Source organism: Polyangium sp. 15x6 (genome assembly GCF_029960785.1).
Lineage (GTDB): Bacteria > Myxococcota_A > Polyangia > Polyangiales > Polyangiaceae > Polyangium.
Genome location: NZ_JASBQE010000059.1, coordinates 1 through 26,057 on the forward strand (window position 1 = coordinate 1; position 26,057 = coordinate 26,057).

General features: G+C 70.0%; 14 protein-coding genes. 7 read left to right on the top strand and 7 right to left on the bottom strand.

The window, feature by feature from the left end:
• The coding region (locus QHF83_RS33665) for a hypothetical protein (RefSeq protein WP_282422114.1) at positions 1-219 on the top strand (219 nt) is incomplete at its 5' end.
• 168 nt (positions 220-387) lie between these two features.
• Complete coding sequence (locus tag QHF83_RS33670; protein WP_282422115.1) at positions 388-903, top strand: putative immunity protein; 516 nt, start codon at positions 388-390, stop codon at positions 901-903.
• Between the two features lie 33 nt (positions 904-936).
• On the opposite strand, the gene QHF83_RS33675 is transcribed toward QHF83_RS33670, so the two are convergent.
• Positions 937-1,794: a hypothetical protein gene (locus tag QHF83_RS33675; RefSeq protein ID WP_282422116.1), complete on the bottom strand. Its 858-nt coding sequence runs from the start codon at positions 1,792-1,794 to the stop codon at positions 937-939.
• Between the two features lie 645 nt (positions 1,795-2,439).
• On the opposite strand from QHF83_RS33675, the gene QHF83_RS33680 reads away from it, so the two are divergent.
• From QHF83_RS33680 to QHF83_RS33700, 5 genes are all read left to right on the top strand, one after another.
• On the top strand, positions 2,440-6,243 hold the full coding sequence (locus tag QHF83_RS33680) for an RHS repeat-associated core domain-containing protein (RefSeq protein WP_282422117.1): 3,804 nt from the start codon (positions 2,440-2,442) through the stop codon (positions 6,241-6,243).
• Complete coding sequence (locus tag QHF83_RS33685; protein ID WP_282422118.1) at positions 6,240-6,704, top strand: hypothetical protein; 465 nt, start codon at positions 6,240-6,242, stop codon at positions 6,702-6,704. Before QHF83_RS33680 ends, QHF83_RS33685 begins: the two co-directional genes overlap by 4 nt.
• A 124-nt stretch (positions 6,705-6,828) precedes the next feature.
• Positions 6,829-7,455 (top strand): hypothetical protein, encoded by a 627-nt coding sequence (locus tag QHF83_RS33690; RefSeq protein ID WP_282422119.1) that lies wholly within the window; start codon positions 6,829-6,831, stop codon positions 7,453-7,455.
• Positions 7,456-7,653: 198 nt separating this feature from the next.
• Positions 7,654-8,751, top strand: coding sequence for a hypothetical protein (locus QHF83_RS33695; protein WP_282422120.1), 1,098 nt, complete (start codon positions 7,654-7,656; stop codon positions 8,749-8,751).
• 191 nt (positions 8,752-8,942) lie between these two features.
• Positions 8,943-10,064, top strand: a complete 1,122-nt coding sequence (locus QHF83_RS33700) for an aminotransferase class I/II-fold pyridoxal phosphate-dependent enzyme (RefSeq protein ID WP_282422121.1) — start codon at positions 8,943-8,945, stop codon at positions 10,062-10,064.
• Positions 10,065-10,073: 9 nt separating this feature from the next.
• On the opposite strand, the gene QHF83_RS33705 is transcribed toward QHF83_RS33700, so the two are convergent.
• The 6 genes from QHF83_RS33705 to QHF83_RS33730 are packed head-to-tail and all read right to left on the bottom strand — an operon-like array spanning position 10,074 to position 26,049.
• Positions 10,074-11,300 carry an ABC transporter permease gene (locus QHF83_RS33705; protein ID WP_282422122.1) on the bottom strand — a complete coding sequence of 409 codons (1,227 nt, stop codon included), beginning with the start codon at positions 11,298-11,300 and terminating at the stop codon, positions 10,074-10,076.
• The gene (locus tag QHF83_RS33710; protein ID WP_282422123.1) at positions 11,297-12,520 is read right to left on the bottom strand and encodes an ABC transporter permease; all 1,224 of its coding nucleotides are present in this window, start codon (positions 12,518-12,520) and stop codon (positions 11,297-11,299) included. The genes QHF83_RS33705 and QHF83_RS33710 overlap by 4 nt, the downstream gene beginning before the upstream one ends.
• Entirely contained in the window at positions 12,520-13,641 is a 1,122-nt protein-coding gene (locus QHF83_RS33715) for an efflux RND transporter periplasmic adaptor subunit (RefSeq protein WP_282422124.1), read from the bottom strand. The genes QHF83_RS33710 and QHF83_RS33715 overlap by 1 nt, the downstream gene beginning before the upstream one ends.
• Positions 13,638-14,390, bottom strand: a complete 753-nt coding sequence (locus tag QHF83_RS33720) for an ABC transporter ATP-binding protein (RefSeq protein WP_282422125.1) — start codon at positions 14,388-14,390, stop codon at positions 13,638-13,640. Before QHF83_RS33720 ends, QHF83_RS33715 begins: the two co-directional genes overlap by 4 nt.
• 31 nt (positions 14,391-14,421) lie before the next feature.
• The gene (locus QHF83_RS33725) at positions 14,422-15,738 is read right to left on the bottom strand and encodes an MFS transporter (protein WP_282422126.1); all 1,317 of its coding nucleotides are present in this window, start codon (positions 15,736-15,738) and stop codon (positions 14,422-14,424) included.
• 24 nt (positions 15,739-15,762) lie between these two features.
• Positions 15,763-26,049: a non-ribosomal peptide synthetase gene (locus QHF83_RS33730; protein ID WP_282422127.1), complete on the bottom strand. Its 10,287-nt coding sequence runs from the start codon at positions 26,047-26,049 to the stop codon at positions 15,763-15,765.
• Between the last annotated feature and the right edge of the window lie 8 nt (positions 26,050-26,057).

Consider the following 26,057-nt stretch of genomic DNA (forward strand, 5'->3'; position numbering starts at 1 on the left):
AGCGGCGGCGCAGGCGGCGCAGGCGGCGCAGGCGGCGATGGCGGCAGCGGCGGCCCAGGCAGCGCAAGCGGCAGCGGCGCAAGCGGCAGCGGCGGCGCGGGCGGCGGCGGTCACGGCCATGGTTGCAGCTTCCGCGCGGCTGGCGACTCCGCCGGAGACGCGTCCCTCCTCGGCCTCGCCTTTGCTGGCCTGCTCGCCCTCCGGCGCCGCCGCGACTGATTGCATCTCTCCCGCAGTCCCACATCCGCGCCGAGAGCGCGCCCAGCCGCTCGGCTGCACGACGCGCACATGCCCCCGAATCCCGGCATAAAGGAAAAAGTCTTCCCCGAGGACTCGCCGCCGTGACCGCGCTTGATTCGATCCATGGACAGTGCAAGAAGGAGCGCCATGATTCTTCCCAAAAAACGTGACCCGCGGTTCATCACCGTCCGCCGCGGAGGGCTCCTGGATGAAGGCACCCATCACGCGTTGGCAATCTGGGCCGCAGATTGCGCGCAGCACGTCCTGGGGTTTTTCGATGAATACAGGCCAGACGATGACCGGCCGCGGAGAGCGATTGCACTCGTGCGAGCGTGGACCCGAGGTGAGGCCACAATGAAAGAGTGTCACAAGGCGGCGTTCGCTTCCAACGCCGCAGGCCGCGAGGCGCCCCCCGCCGCCCGGTTGGCTGCCCTGTCGGCGGGTCAGGCGGTGGCCGTGGCGCATGTCGCCGCCCATGAGTTGGGGGCTGCGGCGTACGCCATCAGGGCTGCCAGGGAAGCCGCACCCTCGGGCCAAGGGGACGCGGCTGCGCGAGCCGAACGCCAATGGCAGTGGGAACAACTGCCCGACGAAATACGAGACCTCGTTCTCGACGACCAAAAACTGCGAAACGCACTCTGTTGGAACGTGTTCGTCGACTGAGCCGACGGCACTGCAGCGGCGTGAGGCGACCTTTCAGGGGGCCGGCAGCAGGTCCCCGAACCGCGCGTCTCCCTCGAGCGACCAAGGGAGCGATTTGCGGGTCGCCTCGGCCACGGGGCCATTATAACGATGTCCCACGTCGGCGGTTTTTACGATACGCGTCGGAATCTTTGCCTCTCTCAGCCGCGCTGCCGCCCAGCGGGCGTCCCTCTCGCAGAACTTTTGAGAGCAGATGAAGAGCACGCGGTTGCCGCCGCCCTTGGCGAAAGCCTGCGCAACGTCGGGCTTCCACGCGTCATGGCCGCCTTCGATGAGCACGAGCCGCGGAAAATCCGCAGGGCGGCGGCTGGCGATCGCGACGCCTTGAATCGCGCCGAGGGAAAAGCCCATGTAAAGTGGAGGGCCGGGATCCACGTAATCGGGATAAGCCGCCGCGAGCGCCCGAAGGCCGGCGTCGATCTCCAGCTCGAGCACGGCGTTGCTCTCGTAGGTGAAGCGAATGTCGTCCGGGCCGGGAGAATCGTCGCGCGGGATGCCGCGAGGGCACAAGATGAACGCGCGATCCTCGAATAAGTCGCGAACGGCCTGACATTGCCATTCGGGCCGACCGTAATTGCCATGCACGGCGATGACGACGGGCCGGCGCGACGTCGCGCCGTTCGGCAGAGATACGACGGCCGCGGGATGACCGGGCACCGTGAGATCGACGAAGGGCGACGCGGCTCGGAGCGGACTCGGCTCCTTCGGCGCGACGACGGCCGAGGGCAGAGCCGGCGGCGCGCTCGGACTCGGGCTCGCGGTGGGCGCCGCGGCGCTGGGCTCGGCGCGGCGCGAGTCGCAGGAGGACGCGAGAGCCAAGAGGAGCGTGAGGATCGGCAGCGATCGAAACACGGGCTTTCGTGTTTAAGCGAAACATCTTCTTTGCACCAGCGATCCGCTCGTCGGCGGGGAGCTCTCTCGCGAGCGGGGCGGATCACAGCGGCGCGGGACGGGCTCGGGCAAGAAGAATGGGCGCGCCCCGAGCGAGGACGCGGACGCGGGGACGAAGCCGAGGCCCCGGCGCCGAAGAAGGCCGGCAAGGGCGCGAAAAAGGCGCCCGAGAAGCAGGGGAAGTTGTTCTAGACCTGCTCGGGGCTCCGGCCGCCCGTGGCGTGGGCGCCGACCCGTTGCGCGCGCCCTCGCCGCGGCGTGGACGAGGGCGCGGAAACGTGGACCCATCTCCCGCCGCGGCGTGGACGAGGGTGCGGAAACGACGCCCGACCCCCCGCCACGACGTCGACGAGGGATCGGAAACGTGTCGGAACACACCTCCACGGCGAGGCCGAGCCCTGCGCAACACGACGTGCCCCCTCGCCGCGCCGAGGCCGGGGCCCCGGCAGCGTCGCCGATCCCTCCGGCACGCCGCTGCGCCGCCTTCGGCAACGGCGCCCTCCCCGCGCCACGGTCGAGAACTTCCTCTGCGGACCAGGACGTTCCGCTGGCTACCCGCCTCTGACACCGTTGATGCACGGTACAATGCTCGGTTAGGATGGCCGCATGCCTACATCCCCAGCGCCCGACGCTGCTGCTCCCCCCGGCATGTGCCCCGGCGTGGTCGTCCTCGGTGGGGGCGGCGGCGCGGGTGGCGGGGATGGTGACGGCAGCGGCGGCAAGGACGGCAGCGGCGGCAGCGGCAGCGGGAGCGGCGAAGGGGGCGCGGGGGACGGGAAAGACGCGCGGGGAGCTCCCGATTACCAGAAGTATCCCGAGTGCGGGTATGCGTCGCACCCGGTCGACGTCGTCACCGGCCGAGCGTTCACGCATCCGATCACGGATCTGGAGCTGCCGGGCCCGCTGCCGCTCGCGTTCCAGCGCATGTACAGCTCCAAGATGGCCGCGCGCGATGCGGGCCTGGGGTACGGCTGGGGCCATACGTTCGGCTGGGAGATCGAGGTCGGGCGGCGTCGGATCACGGTATGGAACGAGCAAGGGATCGCCGTCGATTTTCCGATGATCGAGGCCGGGCGCGAGGTCATCGGGCCCTGGGGCTGGCTCCTGCGACGCGAGCAGGAGGGCTTCTCGCTCGACGCCGACGACGGGGTCTGGCGCCGGTTTTCCCCGGCGAGCGCAGGGAGCAAGCGTCATCGGCTCGCGGCGATCGAGGATCGCAACCATAACCGCATCGCGCTCACCTACCGAGACGGGGCGCTCGTCGAGATCGTGGACAGCGCCGGGCGGACCCTCCGCGTGCATACCACGCCGGAAGGGCGGATCGCGTCTCTCGAGGTCAAGAACGCCCTCGTGGGCGGGCGCTGGGTGGCGTTTGCCACGTACACCTACGACGAGCACGGGGATCTGATCGCGGCCCGGGACGCAGACGGCTTCGCCTCGCGCTACGCATACGACGACGAGCACCGGCTCACGGCCGATACGGACCGGACGGGCCTCACCTTCCATTTCGTGTACGATCACGAGGGCCGCTGCATCGAGTCGTGGGGCGACTACCCGGGCAAGCGCGATCCGAGCCTGTGCGACGGGCTGCCGGAGCGGCTTGCGGACGACAAGACGCGGGCGAAGGGGATCCATCACTGCCGGTTCGACTACCAGCCGGGCGGCTACAGCGAGGTCGCCGACTCGACCCAGGTGCGGCGCTTCTTCGGCAACGAGCACGGGACGCTGGACAAGCGCGTCGAGGGCAGCGCCGTGACGACGGCGACGTATCGCGCGGACGGGCATATCGTTTCACGCACCGACCCGCTGGGCGCGACCACCGTATTCGAGCGCGACGCGCGGGGGCGGCTGCTCGGGGTGAAAGACCCGCTGGGGCGGGTGACGGCGCTGGAGCGGGACGGCAATGGGCTGCCGATCGCGGTCACGGACCCGGCCGGCGGGGTGACGCGGATCGAGCGGGATCCGCGCGGGAATGTCCTTCTCGTCACCGACGCGGCCGGGGGCGTGAGCTCGTATCGCCACGATGACCGGGGCCTGTTGACAGAGGCGGTCTCGCCCACGGGGGCGCGCACGCAGTACGCGTATGATGCGCAGGGCAACCTGGTCGCGGCCACGATGGCGAATGGCGGGGTGTTTCGATTCGTCTACGACGCGCTGGGGAGGCGCTTGTCGTACACGGATCCTCTGGGCGCCGAGACGCGGTATGCCTATTCGGAGCGCGGTGATCTGGTCATGGTGCGCGACGCCGCGGGTGGGGTGACGCGTTATGGGTACGACGGCGAGGGTCACCTGACCCGGGTGGTGGAGCCGAAAGGGCACGTCATAGAGCTCGTATGGGGCGGTTATCACAAGCTCTGCCAGCGGACGGACGCGAACGGCAACGTCGTGCGCTTGCGGTACAACCTCGAGGGCGAGCTCGTCGAGGTGCACAACGAGCGCGGGGAGGTGCACCGGCTGACCTACAGCACGAGCGGGCTCTTGACGGGTGAGACGACGTTCGACGGGCGGGTGCTGCGCTACCGGAGCGACCTCGGCGGGCGGGTCGTGAAGATCGAGAATGGCGCGCGGGAGGTAACGGGGATGGAGTACGACCTCGCCGGGAAGCTCGTGAAGCGGTCGCTGCATGATGGCTCGGTGGAGGAGTACGCGTATGATTTGCTCGGCAATCTGGTCGCGGTGACGGGCCCAGCGGGCGAGTTCCGCTTCGCGCGCGACGCGCTCGGGCAGGTCGTGCGCGAGGCGCAGGTGGTCGGGGGGAAGGAGCACTGGGTCGAGAGCCTGTTCGACGGCGAGGGGGAGCGGATCGGGCGCAAGACGTCGCTCGGCCATACCGAGGCGGTGACGCGCGGGGCGCTCGGCGAGCGGGCGCGGACGGTGCTCGACGGTGGGCAGGTGGTGGAGCACCAGGCGGATATCCTGGGCCGGGAGACGGCGCGCGCGCTGTCGGGCGGCGGCTGGCTGCAGAGCCAGTACGACGCGATGGGCCGGGTGATAAGGCGGCGCGCGGGGGGCGCGGTGGTCGAGCCGTGGGGGCGCGCGGGCGAGCCGGAATGGCTGGGGGCGAGGCCGGAGGGGCTGACGGTCGACACGGCATACCGCTACGACGAGAGCGGCGAGCTCCTCGAGTCGTGGGATCGCGCGAAGGGGCCGACGCGATACGAATACGATCCCGTGGGCCAACTGCTCGCGATGGTCCCCGAGAAGGCGCGTGCGGAGCTGTTCCGGTACGATACAGCGGGTAACCTGCACGAGGCGGGCGAGGGCGCCGGGGAGCGGGTGTACGGGCGCGGGAACAGGCTCTTGCGCAAGGGGGATACGGAGTATCGGTGGGACGATGACGGGCGTCTCGTCGAGAAGCGGTGGCGGGACGGGACAAGCGGGAGGGAAGAGCTCTGGCGGTACGCGTGGAATGGTGCCGGGCTGTTGCAGGAGGTGGAGCGGCCGGACGGACTGCGCGTCGAGTTCGGGTATGATCCGTTCGCGCGGCGGGTCTCGAAGCGGGTGACGCGCGCGGGGGCGCTGCGACGTGAGCGGGTGGCCGTGTCGGAGACGCGGTTCGTATGGGATGGGGAGGTGCTCGTCCACGAGATCGAAGCACGTGCGCAGGCGGGCGGGGACCCGGTGGTCGAGGAGCGGACGTACTGGTTCGAGGATGATGGATTCGCGCCCGTAGCGCACAAGGAGCGCCGGCACGATGACGTGGGGAGGGAGCGCGGGGGGTGGTTCCATTATGTGAACGACCCAATCGGGACGCCGGAGCGGCTGATTGGGTCGGATGGCGCGGTGGCGTGCGAGCTGCGCCGGAGCGCGTGGGGCGAGACGGAGGAAGCGCCGGGCGGGAAGGCGAGCACGAGGATACGGTTTCAGGGGCAGTACGAGGATGAGGAGACGGGGTTACGGTACAACCGGTTCCGGTATTATGATGCGGGGTCGGGGAGGTTCGTCAGCGCAGATCCGATTGGGCTTCTTGGAGGGTTCAATGGCCACGCATATGTACCCAGCCCAATCACCGACATCGACCCGCTGGGGCTCAAAAAGTCCAGGTCCATCAGGAACGCGCAACAGGAGCTTCGAGACCTTGGAGCGCTCAGTGGACGATCGAGGAGCGACATTGAGAAGGAGTTGAAAAGTCGCGGATATAGATCCTGTGCCGCAGAAAGCGGTGGAACCGTTTGGACAAAGAAGATGTCCAAAGGGCAGACTGCGGTCGTTCGACTCGATCCCGCCGAGCAACGCGATCCGCCGAGGGGGTTTGCAGACGAGGTCCCGCATGCGCACAAGGAGATCATCGCGACCGCTGCGGTCAACAACCGCGGCAACTTCAAACGACGGGCGACGAAGCTCAACGACTCGGCTACGAAGACGGACGACCCGCGCCAAACGCATATTCCGATCCTATGGGACACATGAAGAACCGCGCCGCCCCCACCCCCGCTGAGGTCGAAGCGATCGCGAAGCTCGCACGCACAATCGGTGAGAACCCGCGCGATCGCGAATCCTTGTCACTGGCTGCCGAGCAGATCGCCACTGGGAATGGCGAACTCGTCTTCAATGGCTTGTTCGATACACAGCGCGGCACCGACGGAGACGACGCCTCGGCGATCAACGGCACGATGTCATTGCTGGAGTCGATGATGGGCACGAGCCCGGGCGTGGGAGGTTATCTCATGGCGAGGCTTTATCCCATCGCAAGGCGCCGGTATTTCCACCACACATGCGACGCCATCGAGCTCTGGATGGCCGACAGCACGAGCGAAGAGCTCGCCGAGAACCTGTCGAGGCTCGCGAAGGAAGGCGTCCGTCCGGTATTGCGGCGGAGCTACGAGGCATGGGCAGCCCAAATCCGCCAATTTCGTAAACCAGCCGGGTGAGCAAGCGGAAGCGTTCAGTCCCAGAGCCAGCCACGGTTCTCTCTGGTAGCCGACCTCCTCCCCCAAGAAACGCCGTTGACACCTCCGCCACGCTGTCGGTTACCCTGACCCGGGTACCCAGAACATGACCCAAGCCGACGTCCGAAAGCGCCTCGTCGAAGCGCTCGAAGCCGATCTCGTCGGTCCCTTCGTCCCCGACGCACACTCGAAGCGTGGGACCGAAGTCGCTGCGTTTTCTACTTCGTATGTGGAGAGCGCAAAGCTGTGCGGGCTCGACCCGAAAGCGTATCTGCGCACGGCGGTCATGGCTGCGCTGCGCGGAGAGCGGATCACGCTGCCGCACGAGGTCGCAGCCGCGCGATGGCGCGAGGAGAACAGCACGCCGTGTCCCACGAAAAGTGGACGTCGCCTGCAGCTCAGGTTACCAACCTCGGAGAGGAGTGACATGCGACAGTTTTTGTTTGGGCTCTCGTTCTCCGTCGTGTTCATGATCGGCTGCGCCGTTGGCACCCTACAGGCCCGCCAGGTCGCCATCGCGAATGAGCCCGCGCCACCTGGCGTCAAGCAGTGGGAGATCCGCTGCTACTCGGCGGAATCCATGGGTGGAAAGCTTGCCCTGTATGATGGTGATGGGTTGCAGGAGTGGAACAATGCGTTGGGAAAACTCGGCGCTGCGGGCTGGGAGCCTGCTTGGTTCGTTGACGCGAACGGGTATGGGCTGGGCGTGTGTATGAAGCGCCCCAAGCCATGACAACCGCCGATTGAAGGCTCGGGCCCTTCGCGAGACCAGCGCTCGGCTGTCGCGAGCTGCCAGGTCGAGCAATACGGGGCAAAGCTGAGCACCGAAAATGGTGGCCGGATGGATGCCCGGCCAGTTTCGCCTCGTGGGACCGCCGTACGCCCGCGTTCGGCGGTTGACGCGGCGCCGCGGGTTCGATAACCGCGATGCATGCTGATCCCGCGCTTCTCCGCCGTCCTGAACCGCGACCGGCTCGAACTTCGCGGCTGGCGGCTGACGCCGACCGGCGCGCGCCGTCTCGCCGACGAGCCCGCGCTGGCGACCGTCCGCGCGCTCGACCTGACGGGCAACGAGATCGGTGATGACGGCCTCGCGGCGCTGCTTGCCTCGCCGCACCTCGGGCGCGTGACGGAGCTGCGGCTCGCCGAGAACAACCTGACGGCCGCGGGCCTGCGTGCGCTCGCGGAGGCGCCGGCGCTCGCGGAGCTCGGCGAGCTCGACCTCGCCGACAACGCACTCGGCCCCGATGCGATCGCGGTCCTCGCCCCGCTGCTGCCGCGTCTCGAGATCCTCGACCTCGGCGACAACCGGATCGGCGACGCCGGGGCGCGCGCCCTGGCCGACGCCGGTTTCCGCGGCGAGGAGCTGGGGCTTGCGTTCACCGACATCGGCCCCGCCGGCCTGGCGGCGCTCGTCGACGGCGGCGCGCTCGCGCGGGCGTCCGGGCCGTCGCTCATTGGCAACCCCCTCGGCGACGAGGGCGCCGCCGTGTTCGCGCGCCTCGCCGGCCAGACCGACGGCTTCAGCAGCGTCGATCTCGGTTGGACCGGGCTGACCGCCGACGGCCTCGAGCGGCTGCTGGCGAGCGGCGTGTTTTCACGGGGGATCTCCCACCTCTGCCTGCGCGGCAACCCGCTCGGCGAGGCTGGCATGCGCGTGCTCGCGACCCACCCGGGCCTGCCGAAGGCGACCCTGCACCTCGACGATGTCCCGCCCGCGCTGCTCGCGGAGATCCGCGCGCGCACGCGGGCGATCGTCGCACCCTCGGTGGCGGAGGGCCGCGTGCTCGCCTGCCCTTATTGCTACGAGGCCCTCGATCTCGCGATAGCGAAGTGCCCGCATTGCCGGCTCGACGCCACCCGCGACGCGCCGACCGACGAGAGCGCCGCCCGCCACCGCGACGCCCCACGCCGGACCTGCCCGCATTGCGGCGGGGCGATGCACGCCCGCTATGCGTCGCGCTGCCCGCATTGCGCGCGCTGGGCCGTGGGCGCCGACGCGATCGCCCGCGATGGCGCGGTGGTCTGACGATTCGCGGTAAGCATCCCGCCGAGGGTCGGCCGGCTCGCCGAGGGGCCCCGGGCCCCTTGCGTGCGACTCCGCCGAACCCCTGCACGCCGAGGCTGTCGAGCGCCGTCCGATACGCCTATCGGCTTCGCCATCCCGGCTGCTAATCTCTCCGGCAACCCGGCGTTCGACACTCGGCCCCGTGCATGCCCATGAACGACCCTTCCCCGCTCGCTTTCCTCGTCCGCCCCGAGCTCGCAGAGCTCGCGGCATACGTCCCCCACCCGGGCACGTACGCCGTGCAACTCAACGCGAACGAGGCGCCCGATCTCCTGTCGCCCGACACGCGCAGGGCGCTCGCCGACGCGATGCTCCCGCCTTCGCTCGGCCGCTATCCCGAGTCGCATGCCGAATCCCTGCGCGAGCTGGTCGCGGCGCGTGTGGGCGCAGGGGCGCACGAGGTGCTCGCGACCGCAGGCTCGGTCGAGGCGATCTCGCTCCTCATCGGGACGCTCGGCCGGCCGCGGCAAGGGGCGGACGCGGCCACGATGGTCACCACGACCCCCACCTTCTTCATGTACAAGCACTGCGCACGGATGCACGGGATGCACGTCGTCGAGGTCCCCCTCGACGACGCCTGGGATCTCGACGTCGAGGCCATGCGCCACGCAATCACGCGCGCCCGGCCGAACCTCGTGTTCATCGCCACGCCGAATACCCCAACGAGCAACGCCGTGTCGGAGGATCGCCTGCGCGCAATCATCGAGGCCGCGCCCGATTCGCTCGTCGTGATCGACGAGGCCTACGCTGCCTTCGCCCGGCAGAGCGCCGGTCGCCTGCGGCGCGAATATCCCCATGTGGCCGTGCTGGGCTCGCTCTCGAAGCTCGGCTTCGCAGCGCTGCGCGTGGGCTGGGTGGTGGGGCCCGCCGCGATCCTCCACGAGGTCGACAAATTCAGGTTGCCTTACAACGTCCCGGGCCCCTCGCTGCGTGGCGCCGTGTTCGTGCTGCGCGAGCTCGGCGCCGAGCTCGTGCGGTTGACCTCGTTCGTGATCCACGAGAGGGAGAAGGTCGCGGTCGCGCTCGCGGGCATGGGCTTCGGCGTCGCGCCGAGCGAGGCGAACTTCCTCTGGGTCGATACGAAGGGGCCGTGCAAGGAGATCTTCGAGGGCCTCGCCGCCGACGGCGTGCTGGTCCAGAGCCATCATGCGCGCGAGGGCCGGATCGCGCGGCACCTGCGCATCACCGTGGGCATGTCGCACGAGAATGACCGGCTGCTCGAGACCATCGCGCGATGGGCGCCCGGCGCCGGCGAGAACGCCCGGCGCGGCTGAATACCCGCCTCATTCCCAGCGGAGCGCCTCGATGGGATTCAGGCGCGCCGCGCGCCAGGCTGGATAGAGGCCGAAGACGAGACCCGTGGCGACCGCCGCCCCCAGGCCGAGCAGGATCGCCTTCACGTCCGCGTAAAACGCCCATATCCCGAAGACGCCCTGCAACGCGAGCGCCGACAGGAGCGCGAGCACGAGCCCAACGCCCACCCCGAGCAACCCGCCGAGGAGGGCGAGCGCTCCGGACTCGATCAGGAATTGCACCAGGATCACCCGCGGCGTGGCCCCCACGGCGCGCCGGATCCCGATTTCGCGCGTCCGCTCGGTCACGGTCACGAGCATGATGTTCATGATGTTGATCCCACCGACGAACAACGCAATCGCGCCCGTGGCGAGCACGAGCGCCTGTATCACCCCGAGGATGAGCCGCTCCTGCTCCTTGCCCTTCTCCTCGACCAGCTCGTAGTTGCGCGCGCCGTGGTGCCGCCGGAAGAGCGTCTGATCGATCACCGCGCGGAGCACCTCCATGGGCGCAGCGACCGAGGGCTTGCGGACATGGATCCGCTTCACTTCATGCGTCGGCGAGAAGAGCGCGTCGTACGTCGTCTCGGGGATGAGCACCTTGCGATTCCAGATGTCCGTGCTCGTCGTCGCGCCGAGCAGCGGCTTGCGCCCGAGCACGCCCACCACCTCGAAGAGATGGCCTCCCACGAGGATCTGCACATCCTCGAGAGGTTTGTCGCCCATGATGAGCTTCGCCCAGACTTCATCGCCCACGACGCAGACCCGCCGCCGCTCCTGCACGTCCCCCTCGTTCACGAAGCGGCCGCGGGCGACCGCGAGCCGGTAGAGGGCGAGCGCAGAGGGCGTGACGCTGACCAAGCTCACCTTCTTCTTGCGGCCCTCGAAATGCGCCGTCGTCTGTCGTGATCCTTCGCTGCCCACGGCCGCGCCCGCGAGCGGCGCCGCCTGGCCGATCTCGTCGGCGTCGGCGCGGCTGAGAGGCCGCTGGGTCTTGTCGCGGTCTTTCCGCGGGACCTCGGCGCTGCCCACCTCGATGAGGTTCCCGTCCACGGCCTCCTGGCTCGCGTGCAGGAGCGCCGCCTCGCCCGCGTGCAGCAGGCTGGCGAGCAGGACGATCGAGCCCGTCCCGATGACGATGCCGAGCAGCGTGAGGGCCGCACGCGTGCGAGCCGCGAAGACGGCGCCGAGGGCGCGCAGGAGGTCACCCATTCTCATCGCCGCAGCGCCTCCACGACCACGAGCCGCGAAGCCCGTCGGGCCGGAAAGAACCCGAAAAGCGCGCCGATGCCGACCGAAACGCAAAGCGCCACCGCCGCCGCGCCCGTGGATACGCCCCCAGCCCACGTCTCGACCGCGCCGCGGAGCAGCGCCGACGCCCCCATCGCCGCGACCGCGCCGAGGCCGACGCCGAGCGCTCCCCCCAGCGCCGAGAGCAAGAGCGCCTCGCAGAGGAACTGCGCGCCGATGTCCCCAGGTGACGCGCCGAGCGCCTTGCGGATGCCGATCTCGCGCACCCGCTCCGAGACGCTGACCAGCATCATGTTCATGATGCCCACGCCGCCGACGACGAGCGCGATCGCCGCGATGAACCCGACGACGACCTGCATGATCAGGAAAATGGCGCGGAACTGGCCCATGATCCCGCTGAAATCGAAGATGGTGAAATCGTCGATATGGTGGTGGCGGCTCTCCAGGATCGCATTGACGATGCGCTTGACGACATCGTTCGACCGGGGATCGTCGGTCTTCACGAGGAACGCCAGGCTCGTGCGCGTCGCGGGCTCCACGGCGGCCATCGCCTCGGCCGGGACGACGAGCAAGTTCTGCCAGTCGAAGCCGAAGCTCACGCCGAACCGCGCCGCGGGCGCGATTTCGCCGATGACCCGACACCGGAATCCCCCCACGGTGAGCTTGCGTCCCACGGCCTCGCCCGACCACAGGCTCTTTTTCAGCGCGGGCCCAACCACGCAAACCCCGGCGTGCGCGAGGTCCTCCTCGTCCGAGAACGGTCTCCCGCGTGCGAGATCCATCCGGTATGCATCGAGGAAATGGGCGTCGGCGGCCACGAGGTCGGCGCGCGCCGTCTCTCCGGTATCCGCGACGATATCCCGCTTTCCGAGTGATGCGTACGCCGTGTGCCCCGCCACGTGCGGGAGGGCGGCGAGGATTTGCGCTCGATCGGCGCGCGTGATCCCTTTCGGATAGCTGTCCTTCTTGGCCGCCGCGCGCTCCGGCTCCTTGGGCGTGACGAGGACGAGCCGCGCGCCGCCGATCTCCTCGATCCCACGCACCAGCGTCTCGAGACCCCCCTCGGCGAGCGACATCATGAACACGATCGTGAACGCGCCGATCATGATGCTCGATATCGTGAGCAGCGAGCGGGTCCGGTGCGCGCCGAGCGCCCTCGTGGCCAGGACGAGGTAGCCGAGCCACATCACATCTTCGTCTCGTTCTGCGTGGCCGGGCCGGGATCGATGAGGAGCGCTTCCCCCTCCGCGATTCCGGAAACGACCTCCACCTCGCGGTCGTTGCGCGCGCCGAGCGTGACCTCGACCCGCTCGGTTCGCTGCAGGTTGTCCGGGCCCGTGATGACGCGGGTGAGCAGGTCCTTGCCTTTTTCCCGCCGGATGACCTCGAGCGGCGCGATGAGGACGTTTGGCTTCGCGTCGACGTGGATACGCACGTCCGCCGTCATTCCGGGCTTGATCTTCCCGTCGACCCTCTCGAGGCGCGCCTCCACGGGGAAGGCCTCGAAATCCTTGCCCGGCCGTCGCACCGAGGCGGGCGCGATTTTCGTGATCGACGCCTCGTACGTCTCCCCCGGCAGCGCGTCGAGGGTCACCGTGACCTTCTGGCCGCTTCGGACCTTGGCCGCGTCGATCTGGTTCAAATCGACCTCGACGAGGAGCACGGAGAGATCCGCGATGGTGAGGAGCGGTCTGCCCTCGAACGTGGACTGCACGCCCGGCACGACCACCTCCCCGGGGTCGATGTTGCGCTCGATCACCGTCCCCTCCATGGGCGAGGTAATCTTCGTATAGCGAATTTTGTCGCGCGCAATGCCGAGCGTGACCTGCGCCGCCTTCAGCCCGATCGATCGGGCGTTGACCTCGTGGTTGGCCGTGATGAGCTCGCTGCCCTGGATGACGTTCCCCGTGACGCCCGCTTCGATGCGGGCGCGGTTCGTCCGGGCAAAATCGAGCGCGGTCTTGGCCTGGGCGACGTCGGCATCGGCGCGAGCCGCCTCGCGCTCGTAATCGGTGGGGTCGAGCTGCACCAGCAGTTGCCCCTTGGTGACGTGCTCGCCCGCGTCGATCCGCACTTCGGTGACCTGCCCGGCGACGCGCGATTTGATCTCCACCCTGTCGCGCGGGGTGATCTTGCCCGTCTCGATGATGTCGATCGCCAGTGTGCCCCGCTTGGCGCGGACGACGAGGGCCGGGTCGATGGCGGGGGCCGCCTTGCCCTTTTGGCCGATGAGCACGAGGCTCGACGCGACCACGAGGAGCGTGACGAGCACCCATGGCCACCGCCGGCTCTTCCTTCGGGCGCTCACGGGCCACCCCCCGGAAGCTCATTCACATCGCCCTCTCGCCGGTCGCGGGCCGGCCCCTGGTTTTTCGTGCGCTCGTCGCCGACGATGCGACCGTCCTCGAAGGTGATCACCCGGCTCGCGTACGCCGCGACGTTCGGATCGTGGGTCACCAGGATCACGGTCATCCCCTGCGCGTGGAGCTCGCAAAAGAGCTCCATGATCTGCCGCGTATTGGTGGAGTCGAGCGCGCCGGTCGGCTCGTCTGCGAGTAACATGCGGGGCTCGTTGACGATCGCGCGGGCGATCGAGACGCGCTGCTGCTGGCCTCCGGAGAGCTGGGTCGGCAGGTGGTCGGCCCGATCGGCGAGCCCCACGCGCTCGAGGGCGCGCCTCGCCCGCTCCCGCCGGAGCGAGGGGCGCACGCGCGCGTAGACCATGGGCAGCTCCACGTTCGCGAGCGCCGTCTCCCGCGGCAGGAGGTGGAACGCCTGAAACACGAAGCCGAGCTTGCGGTTGCGCAGCTGGGCGAGCTCCTCCTCGTCGAGCTCCTCCACGGGCTCTCCATCGAGCGAATACCTCCCGCTCGTCGGTCGATCCAGCGTGCCGAGGACGTTGAGCGTGGTCGATTTCCCCGATCCGGACGCGCCCATGATGGCCACCATTTCACCCTGATGAATCTCCAGGGAGACCTCGCGCAGCGCGCGCACCTCCACCTGACCCATCGTATACGTCTTGGAGATCGACACGAAATGGGCGAGCGGCGGGGTCATCGCGGTCGTCCCCCACGGAGGTGACGGCGTTTCACGATGCCCCTCCCGCCGGCCTCGTCGACGTGGAGACCTCCGCGTCGGGCACGTCGCGCTCGACGTGGCGGATCGCCGGCGCGGTCGCGGCGATCACGCACGCGAGCCCGCCCAAGGCGCCGAGCACGAGGCACAGAAACCCCATCCCTCGCCCCGGTCCCGTGCCGAGCAGCAGGCCCACGCTGCCCGCGAGCGCGCCCCCGGGCTGGAGGAGCGGCTCGAAGACCCGATCCACGAGCGGCCCTGCGCTCAAGAAAGCGAGCGGCGCGCTCAGCGTCTGGAGGGTCCTGCGCGCCGAGAAGACGCGCCCCTGGAGCGAGGGCGGGACCTTGACCTGCCATATCGCCTGGGCCGCGCCGTTGATGAGAGGCGCGCTCGCGAACGCGAGCAGGACGCCGGCGGAGAGCAGCACGCGGCTCGGATAGAGGCCCGCGAGCGCCATCCCGGCGCTCATCACCAAGGCGAGAATCAGAATGCCCCGCATCCTGCGCCGCGGCACCCCGAAGGCGCCCGTGGCGACGGCACCGGCGAGCATGCCGAGCCCTGCGATCGAGATGATGGTCCCGAGCGCGGCGGGCGTGGCGAAGCTCAACACGAGGGGCGTGAGCAGCACCTGGAAGATCCCGAGGAGATAATTGAAGAAGCCGAGAAAGACGACGTTCGCGAGCAGGCCGGAGCGCGCCGCGATGAAGGAGAAGCCCGTGCGCATGTCCTTGTGCAGCGCCACGGCTTTCGCCGTCCGATCGGCGCCGTCCGAGGGGCGCGGGATGCGTACGAGGAGCAGCGCGGCCACGGCGACGAGGAAGGTCGCGACGTCGATGAGGATCACGCCCCCGATCCCCAAGGCGTGCAGGAGCAGCCCGGCCAGAAGCGGCGACAGGACGACCTCCGCAGCCTGCGGCAACTGGCTCAGACCACTCGCGCGGCCGAGATCGGACTTGGGGACCAGCAAGGTGGCCGAGGCCGCGAGCGCGGGCCCGAGGAAAGCCTCGAAGATGGAGCCGAGCGCGAGCAGTGGATACAGGATCCACACGGTGAGCATGCCCCGCATCACCAGGAGCGCGACCGCGAGGGTGGTCAGGAGGGAGACGACGTTGCTCGCGAGCATCACGCTGCGCCGGTCGTAGCGATCGATGATCGCGCCCGACAGCGGCGCAACGAGCAGCCCCGGGAGCATGGCGAAGAAAAGAAGCAACGCGAACAGGGTCGAGGAGCCGGTGCTCTCGTATACCCAGATCCCGATGGCGAAATGGGTCAAGCCGCTTCCGATGCGGGAGATGACCTGGCCGATCGAGAGGAGCGCGAATTGCTTCATGGCTGTGCTCCTGAACGAGACATATCAGGCCCCCGACGCTCGGAGCATTCCCTCGATCCGATCCGCGAGCGACGCGACGTGAGGCTCGTGGAGCATGCTGTAATGGTCGCCCTCGGCATCGATCGTCGAGAGCTCGCCGGCGAGGGCGCTCCACGCGCGATCGCTGTCCGGGAGCGGTGATTGCCGCGGCCGCGCGTAGATGACCACGCCGGGGAACGGCTCGGGCCGATGGCGCGCGGCGGCGACGACATTGCCCCGGAAGACGCGGTAGAGGCGCGTCCAGCGCGCGAGGTCGATCCCCGCGGCGGGGCGCCCCACGAGGTCGCGCGCGGCCGCGAGGAGCCGCTCGGCATCCATCGCCTCCCATTCGGCAGGCAATGCGCGTCCTCCCTCCCCCACGAGCCGCTGAAAATCCTGCACGAAGAGCTCCACCATCCGCGCCTCGGACAAACCGGCGAGGGCGTGATGATGGTCGGGCGGCTGCGTGTCGAGGAGCAGCAGGCGCGCGACGCGGCGCCCCGCGCGGTGCAGGCGTACTGCCATTTCGTGGGCGACGAGGCCCCCCATCGACCATCCGGCCAGCACGTAGGGGCCCTCGGGTCGGGCCGCGAGGACCGCCTGGAGGTAGCGCTCGGCCATGGCCCCGACGTCCTCGAGGGGCGTGTGGCGCGCCGTCAGGCCGAAGGCCTGGAGGCCATAGGACGGATACCGCGCGCCGAGGCGGCGAGCGAGCTCCGCATAACAGAGGACGTTCCCGCCGACCGGGTGCACCCAGAAGACGGGCGTGCCGGTGGTCGAGGGGTGGATGAGCACGAGCGGCGAAAAGGAGGGCTCCGCCTCGCGGAGGAGACGTGCGATCCCGCGCGGCGTCGGCGCGCCGAAGAGGGCGGCGATCGGAATGTCGCGACCGAACCGCTGCTCGATCCGGCCAGCGAACTGCACGGCGAGGAGCGAGTGTCCGCCGAGCTGGAAGAAATCGTCGTCGAGGCCCACCCGCCCGACACCGAGCACCTCGGCCATCACCTCGCAAAGCGCCTGCTCTCGTTCGTCCCGCGGGGCGACGTAGGAGGCCTTCGCCGCGGAGAGGTCGGGCCTCGGGAGCGCCTGCTCGTCGAGCTTGCCGCTCGCGTTGAGGGGCAGCGCGTCGAGCACGACGAAGGCCGCGGGGACCATGTGCGCGGGCAGCTCCGAGGCGAGCGCTCGGGCGAGCGCATCCGGGGCGAGCGGCGCGGGCGCGTCGACCGTCATTTCGGCGACGAGGTAAGCGACGAGCTGGACGTCGCCCGAGGCCATCTCCTTGGGGCGCACGACAGCGTGCCGGACGCCGGGCTGCGCGCGGAGCGCGATCTCGATCTCGCTGAGCTCGATGCGATGGCCGCGAAGCTTGAGCTGCTGGTCGCGCCGGCCGAGGTACTCGAGCGCGCCGTCGAAGAGCCTTCGCGCCCGATCCCCCGTGCGATACATGCGCGCGCCCGGCGTGCCGAAGGGATCCGGCAAGAATCGCTCGGCCGTCAGCGCCGCTCGCCCCAGGTAACCCCGCGCGACCCCTGCCCCTCCGACGTAAATCTCGCCGGGGACGCCATCGGGGACGGGCTCGAGCGCGTCGTCGAGCAGGTAGACCCGCGCGTTGTCGATCGGGGGACCGAGGCTGACCACGCGATCGCCGGCGGCGAACGTGCCGACGTTGGAGATGACCGTGATCTCGGTGGGGCCATAACAGTTGAGGACTTCGCGCCCCTCGGCCCAAGGCTCGAGCAGCTCGGGCCGGCTTGCCTCTCCGCCCACGGCCACGATGCGCAGCCGGGGCAGCTCCGCGCGCGGCAGGACGGCGAGCGCCGAGGGCGTGATGTGCAGGACCGTGACCCCGTGCCGCTCGAGGAACGCGCGCAGGTCGGGCCCCGGCAGCGTCGCCTCCCTCCGTCCGCAAACGAGCGTCGCCCCGAAGGCGAACGCGGCGACGATGTCGAGGATCGAGGCGTCGAAGACCGCCGACGCGAGCTGCAGGATCCGGTCGTCGGGGCGAGGCGCGAAGCTCCGACCCGCGGCGAGGGCCAAGTTGGTCAGGCCCCGATGGGGCACCATGACGCCCTTCGGTCGCCCCGTGGAGCCCGACGTGTAGAGAACGTACGCCAGGCTCTCGGGGAGCAGGGCGACATCGAGCGGGTCCGCGGACATGACATCGATCACGTCGTGCAGAGCGTCGAGGCAGAGGGGTTCGGCCGAGGCTGGGAGGCGAGAGGCGCCTTCATGGGTTGTCACCACGAGCCGGGCTCCGCTGTCCGAGAGCATCTGCGCGAGCCGCGGGCTCGGATACTCCGGGTGGAGCGGCAGGTAGGCGCCACCCGCCTTCAAGATCGCGAGGAGCGACGCGTACAGATCGACGGATTTGGGAAGGCAGACCGCGACCACGGTCTCGGGGCCGACGCCCCGGTCGCGCAAGAGCCGGGCGATCCGGTTGGCGCGCGCGTCGAGCATGGCGTAACTCGCCCGCTCGTCGTCCGTGATCACGGCCGGGTGATCGGGAGCGCGCGCGGCGTGCTGTTCGAAGGCACGGTGCACGCACCACGGGGGCAGCTCCCGCGCCGGGCCGAGACTGCGATCGTGCAGGACCGAGCGCCGCTCTTCCGCCGAGAGGAGCGGGAGATCGTCGATGCGACGCCCCGGGTCGTCGAGCGCTCCCGCGAGCAGGCGGAGGTAATGGCGCGCCATCGCCTCGATCGTCGCCGGCTCGAAGAGGTCCGCGTCGTACTGGAGGCTGCCGGAGAGCCCCTCGTCGGTCTCGACCAACCCGAGGGTCAGGTCGAACTTCGCCGCGGCGCCGTGCGACGCCTCCACCCGGACGTCGAGGCCGTCGAGGGAGAGCGTGGGCGCGGCCTGGTTCTGCAGCAGGAACATCACCTGGAAGAGAGGGTTTCGCCGCGGGTCACGCCGCGGGTTCAGCCGCTCGACCAGCTTCTCGAAAGGCAACTCCTGTCGCGAGAGCGCCTCGAGCGTCGTCACACCCGTCCGCCGCAAGACCTCGAGGAACGATGGCTGGCCGCGCAAGTCGCCGCGCAGCACGAGCGTGCTCACGAAGAGCCCGACGAGCGGCTCGATCTCGGGGCGGTCGCGGTTGGCCGCCGCGGTTCCGACGAGGATCTCGTCCTGCCCGCTGTAGCGGTGGAGCAGGAGGTAGAAGGTCGCGAGCAGGAGCATGTAGAGGGTCACGCCCTCGCGCTCGCAGAGGCGCCGCGCCGCGTCGGCCAGCGCGGGGGGCACGACGAACGGGTGGATCCCGGCGCGTGGCGGCCCTCCGCGGGAGCGACGTCCATCGGTGGGCAGCGCGAGCTCGGTGGGCGCGCTGCCGAGGGCTCGGGCCCAGGCGGAGAGCAACGCTTCGAGCGTCGGGCCCGCGAGACGCTCGCGCTGCTCGTAGGCGTGATCCGCGTAGCTCCGTGGCAGGGGGGCCAAGGCTGGGCGCTGGCCTGCACGGAAGCTCACGTAGGCGGCCTCGAGCTCGCGGAAGAGGACCGCGAGCGACCAGCCATCCGCGACGATGTGGTGGACCGTGAGCACGAGCGCGTGCCGATCCGGCCGGACACGAACGAGGAGGGCGCGGAGCACGGGGCCGTGCTCCAGATCGAACGGCCGCGTGACCTCGGCGCGCACCACCTCGGCGAGGGCGGCGTCCGTGTCGGATCGGCGTTCGATATCCCGTACGGCGAGCGTGAACGGGGCGGCGTCCTGCACGCGTTGAACGACCCGCTCGCCTTCCTGCGCGAACACGGTGCGCAGGGCCTCGTGCCGCTCGACGAGCGCGTGGAGCGCGCCCTCCAGCACGGGGACGTCGAGCGGGCCCTCCAGGTGGATGACCGTGGGGATGTTGTAGGCGGTGCTGGTGGGCGCCATGCGGTAGAGGAACCAGAGCCCCTCCTGCGCGAAGGACAGCGGCGCTTCCCTCCTGCCCGACGGGCCCACCGCTACCTCGGGCGCCGCCTCGGCCCTCCGCTCGCCTGCGATGTGCTGGGCGAGCGCCGCGATCGTGGGCGCCTCGAAGAACGAGGGCAGCGGCAACTCGACCCCCAGCCGCGTTCGGATGCGGGAGACGACCTGGGTCGCCAGGAGCGAATGGCCCCCGACCCGGAAGAAGTTGTCGTGGATGCCGATCCCTTCGCGACCGAGCACCTCGGACCAGATCTGCGCGAGGGCCTGCTCGGTCGGGTTCCGTGGCACCAGGATCGCGCCCTCGGTCGCGAAGATCGGGGCGGGCAGCGCCGCGCGGTCGAGCTTGCCGTTCGCCGTGAGCGGCAGGCGCGGCAGCCACACGAACGCTGCGGGCACCATGTAATCAGGGAGCCGTTGCCCGAGGTGCTCGCGCAGCACCTCGTCGGAGGGACGGCTCGGCGCGGCCACGTAGGCGACGAGGCGATCGTCTCCGTTGCTCCCGCGATGCAGGACGACGGCCGCCGCCTCGATGCCGGGATGCTGCCGCAGGGCGACCTCGATCTCGCCGGGCTCGATGCGGAAGCCTCGAATTTTCACCTGCTGATCGAGCCGGCCGAGGTACTCGACGGCGCCGCTCGGCAGCCTCCGCACCCGATCGCCGGTCCGATACATGCGCGCGCCGCCCTTCGGGTCGAAGGGGTCGGGCAAGAACCGCTCGGCCGTCAGGCCCGGTCGCCCGAGGTAGCCGCGGGCAACCCCGACGCCACCGATGTAGAGCTCCCCAGGGACCCCGTCGGGCACCGGCTCGAAGGCCTCGTCGAGGATGTAGCCGCTCTCGTTCTCGATCGGCGGACCGATGCTGACCACGGGATCGCCGGGCTGGAAGACGCCCACGCTCGAAAAGACGGTGGTCTCGGTGGGCCCGTAGTAGTTGAGGAGGGATCGGTCCGCCCTCGCCCACGGCTCGAGCAGCGCCGGTCGGCTCGCCTCGCCGCCCACGGCCACGACGCGCAGGTGCGGCACGTCGGCCACGGGGACGACGGCCAGCGCCGAGGGGGTGAGAATGAGGACCGTGATCCCGTGCCGCCGCACGAAGGCCACGAGATCGGGCCCCGGGTGCGTCTCGTCCCGGCTGCCGCAGACGAGCGTCGCGCCGAAGAGCAGCGCCGCGAAGATGTCGAAGATGGATACGTCGAAGCTCACCGAGGCGAACTGCAGGACGCGGTCGCCCGGGCGCGGCGCGACGATACGCTCGATGGCGAGGGCCAGGTTGGAGAGGGCCCCATGGTGGACCATGACGCCCTTGGGCCGCCCCGTGGAGCCCGACGTGTAAAGGACGTACGCGAGGCCATCGGGCGACGCGTCCTCGGCGAGGCCGTCGGCGGGCAGCGCCGCAAAGACCTCCCCCAGTTCGTCGAGGCAAACGACCTCGGTCACGCCCGAGAAGCGCGCGGCGCTCCGGCGGTGCGTCACGCAGAGCCGCGCCCCGCTGTCCGAGAGCATCTGCTGGAGTCGTGCGTCGGGGAAGCTCGGGTGGAGCGGCAGGTACGCCCCACCGGCCTTGAAAATGGCCAGGATCGACGCGTAGAGATCGACGGATTTTTCCAGACAGACGCCGACCACGGACTCCGGGCCCACGCCGGCCACGCGGAGGTGGCGCGCGATCCGGTTGGCGCGCGCGTCGAGCTCGGCGTAGGTCGCCTCCTCGCCGGGGGCGATCACGGCGATCTGCGCGGGCGCGCGCGCCGCTCGCTCTTCGAAGAGGCGGTGCACGCAGCGCGGAGCCGCGGAGGCGCGCGGGCCCAGGCTGCGCTCGCGCAAGATGCCCTCGCGTTCGGTGGGCGAGAGGAGCGGGATGTCGCGGATGCGCTGTCCGGGGTCCGCCACCACGCCCTCCAGCAGGCGGAGGAAATGCGCGGCCATGCGCTCGATGGTCGCCGCTGTGAAGAGGTCGGCGTCGTACTCCAGGGTGCCGACGAGGCCCTTTTCGGACTCGATGAACCCGAGCGTGAGATCGAACTTCGAGCCCGACGCGGGCAGGTTCTTCATGCGCACGGCGAGCCCGTCGAGGTGGGGCTCGGGCGTGGCCTGGTTCTGCAGCAAGAACATGACCTGGGTGAGCGGATTGCGTCGCGCGTCGCGCTCGGGGTTCAGTCGCGCGACCAGCTTCTCGAAGGGCAGCTCCTGGCGCGAGAGGGCCTCGAGCGTCGTCGCGCTCGTCCGCCGGAGCAGCTCGAGGAAGGTGGGATTGCCCCGGAGGTCCGCGGGCAGGACGAGGGTGTTCACGAAAAACCCCACGAGGGGCTCGACCTCGAGGCTCGTGCGGTTGCCGACGGGCGTGCAGAGCAGGAGCTGCTCCTGCCCGGAATATCGGTGGAGCAGGAGCTGGAAGACCGCGAGCAGGAGCATGTACGACGTCACCGACGCGCGCTCGCAGGCGCGCCGCACTCGGCCGGTGAGCTCGGGCGGCAAGGCAAACTCGTACGACCCGGCGCGCGCCTGTCCGAGGGGCGCGCGCCGCCCATCGGTGGGCAGGGCGAGCTCGGGTGGCACGGGGCCGATCTGGTCGATCCACCAGGCGAGAAGCTCGTCGAGCGCCGCGCCCCCGAGTTTGTCGCGCTGGCCTTGCGCGTAATCGGCGTACCGCATCGGGAGGTCCGGCACGCGCGGCGCCCGACCCTCGCGGAAGGCGCCGTACAGCTCTTCGAGCTCGCGCATCACGACGGCGAGGGACCATCCGTCGGAGACGATGTGGTGCATGTTGAGCACGAGCACGTGGCGCTCGGCGCGGGCGTGGATCAGGGTGGCGCGGAAGATGGGGCCGCGCTCGAGGTCGAAGGGGCGGCTGATCTCGGCGCGCTCCGCTTCGCCGAGCGCGCGTTCGAGGTCGGGCCCGCCCTCGAGGTCCTGGATCACGAGCGAGAAGGACGCAGGCTCCGCCGCTTCTTGTACGACGCCCGCGTCGGTCTCGGTGAACACCATGCGCAGCGCCTCGTGACGCTCGACGATGACGCGTAGCGCCTTCCCGAGCGCCTCGACGTCGAGCGAGCCCTCGATGTCGAGCGCGCAGGCGACGTTGTAGGCCGCGCTCCCGGGCTGCATCCGGTAGAGGAACCAGAGGCCCTCCTGGGTGAAGGAGAGCGGCGCGGGGCCCGTGGCGTGCACGCGGGGGGGCGCCGCGTCGGTGATCTTGGCCGTGGCGGAGATACGACGGGCCAGCCCTTCGATGGTGGGCGACTCGAAGAGCTCCCGGAGCGGCAACTCGACGCCGAAGGTGGTGCGGAGGCGGGAGACGAGGCGCGTGGCGAGCAGCGAATGGCCGCCGAGCTCGAAGAAATTGTCGCGGATACCCACCCGCTCCCGCCCGAGCACCTCGCGCCAGATCGTGGCGAGGGCCTCCTCGACGGGGGTACGTGGTGCCTCGCCCCCCGCGCCGGCGACGGTGGGATCCGGCAGGGCAGCGCGATCGACCTTGCCGCCCGGCGAGAGCGGCAGCCGATCGAGCACGACGACGGCGGCCGGCTGCATGTACTCGGGCAGGCGAGCTCGGAGGTGCTCGTGGAGGGCCCGGTCGTCGATCCCGGCCGGCGCCTCCACGTACGCGAGGAGCCGCTTGTCACCGCCCTGCCCCTTCACCACCACGATCGCGCCGACGACGCCCACGTGCTCGCGCAGGACGGCCTCGATCTCGCCCGGTTCGATGCGGAAGCCTCGGATCTTCACCTGCTGGTCGGCGCGGCCCAGGAAGTCGATCCTGCCCTCGGCGTTCCAGCGTGCGATGTCGCCGGTGCGGTACATGCGCGCGCCCGGCGCGGAGGAGAACGGGTCCGGGACGAAGCGAGCCGCGGTCATCGCAGGTTTTCCCTGGTAGCCGCGGGCGATGCCGTCCCCCGCCACGAACAGCTCGCCGGGCACACCGATGGGCGCCGGGTTGCCATGGCGATCGAGCACGTAGGCGCGCAGGTTGCCGACGCCGCGGCCGATGGGCACGGCGGCGGCGTCCTCGGCCAGCGCGCGCACCTCGTGCGTGGTCGAGAACGTCACGCATTCGGTCGGGCCATACCCGTTGATCACCCGCCGTTGCCCTCCCTCGGTGAGGGCCCGCCGCACACGCGTCGCGTCGAGCGCCTCGCCGCCGACGAGCACGTGCTCGACGGACGCGAAGGTCCGAGGCGCCTCGTCGACGCAGCGATTGAAAAGCGCCGCCGTGACGAACAGGGCGGTCGCGCCGCGGGCGCGCAGCGCCGCGCCCAGATCGCCGAGCACCTCGTCCCGATCGAAGACGGCGAGCCGTGCTCCATTCAAAAGCGCGCCCCAGATCTCCCAGGTGGCCGCGTCGAACGAGACGTTCGAAAGGTGCGCGACGACGTCCGCGGGGCCGAGCGGCGCGAAGCCGCTGTTGACCGCGATCCGGAGCACGCCCCGGTGCGGGACCATCACGCCCTTGGGCCGGCCCGTCGACCCCGATGTGTACATAACGTACCCGAGCGCGTCGCCGCCCCACGCCACGCCGGGATCCTCATCGTGGGGGCCGGGGTCCATGTGGCCGAGCTGCGGAAGCTCGTCCTCCACGCAGACCAGCCGAGAGCCCGTGCCCTCCATCCGCCCGAGCTCCGCCCGGCGCCCCAAAACGTGCCGGCACCCGGCGTCTTCGAGCATGTACCGCAGCCGTTCGTCGGGATACCCTGGGTCGAGCGGCACGTAGGCCGCGCCCGCTTTCAGGATCCCGAGCACGCAGACCACGAAATCGATCGAGCGTTCGAGACAAACGCCCACCCGTCCTTCGCGCTCCACGCCCAGCGCGAGCAGCCGGCGCGCGAGGCGGTTCGCTCGCTGCTCGAGCTCGCCGTACGTCAGCGTCCGATCTCCGTGCGAGATGGCCGTCGCGCTCGGGTGCCTGCGCGCCTGCGCGGAGAAGACGGCGCCCACGGGCACGTCCCGTGGATATTCCGCTTCGGTCTGGTTCCACTCCGAGAGGACACGACCGCGCTCCTCGTCGGACATGAGCGCGAGCTCCCCGATACGTTTGCCCGGGGCGCGGGTGATGGCGTCGAGCAGGACGCAGAAATGCTCGAGCAAGGGTGCGATCGTCGTCTCCCGCCATAAATCCAGGCTATGGTCGATGGCGAGCCCGATACCGCCGTCCTCGAGCTCCACCGCGTCGAGGCCGAGCTCGAATTTGATGGGCGCCTCCGCGATGGTGAGGGGCACGAGCGAGACACCCGCCATGCGACGCTCGCGCGCAGAGGACCGCGGCTCATACGAAAAGACGGCCTGGAAGAGAGGCATTCGGCTGGCGCTGCGATCGGGGGCGAGCTCGGCCGCGAGCACATCGAAGGGAACGTGCTGGTGCGCGAATGCATCGAGACAAACCTCACGTACGCGGCGCAAGAGCTCGGTGAACGTGGGGTCGCCGCCGAGGTCGGTGCAGATCGGCAGCATGTTGACGAAGAAGCCGACGACCTCCTCGAGCTCGGGTTGGCCCCGGTTGGTGATGGGCGTGCCGAGGACGAGCTTGCGCTGACCCGTGTATCGGTGGAGCAGCACCTCGAAGGCGGCGAGGAGCAGCATGAACATGGTCGCGCCCGTCGATTCGGCGAGCGAGCGCAGCGCGCGGGCCGTCTCGACGGAGAGGCGCGTCTCCACGTGGCCGCCCCGAGGCGAGAGGACCTTCGGGGGGGGCGCGTCCGTGGGCAGATCCAGCGAGGCGGGCGCGCCCGCGAGCTGCCGCCTCCAGTACGCGATTTCCTCCGCGAGCTGCGGCCCCTGGAATTGTTCGCGCTGCCAGTGCGCGAAATCGACGTACTGCAGCGCCGGCTCCGGCAGGGGGGAGTCTTCATTTTGGACAAACGCTTCGTAGAGGACGGCGAGCTCGTGCAGGAAGATCGCGTGCGATTGACCGTCGAAGACGGCGTGGTGCACGTTGACGTGCAGGATGTGCTCGTCCTCGGCGAGCCGGAGGAGATCGAATCGGCAGAGCGGGCCGCGATCGAGCGCAAAGGGCCGGAAGGCGAGCTCGCCGAGCAGCACGCGGAGCTTCCGCGCGCGTTCCTCGGCGGGCAGGTCGGAGAGATCCACGACCGGCAGCGGCAAGGAGAGCGCGGGCGCGATCTGCTGCACGATCTCCCCCTCCTCGTCCACGGCGAGCCGCGTGCGCAGCGCCTCGTGCCGGTTCGTGAGCTCGTGCAGGGCGCGCTCGAGGGCGCCTGCGTCGAGCGCGCCCACGAGCCGGAGCGGCAGCGGCATGTTGTACGCTCCGCTGCTCGGATCGAGCTGCTCCACGAACCACAGCCGCCGCTGCCCGAAGGAGGCGGGGAACTGGTAATACTCGTCCCCCCACGCGTCCTCGGCGCCCGCAGGCGCCTCCTTCGTCTCCGTGCTCTCCATTCGCTCGA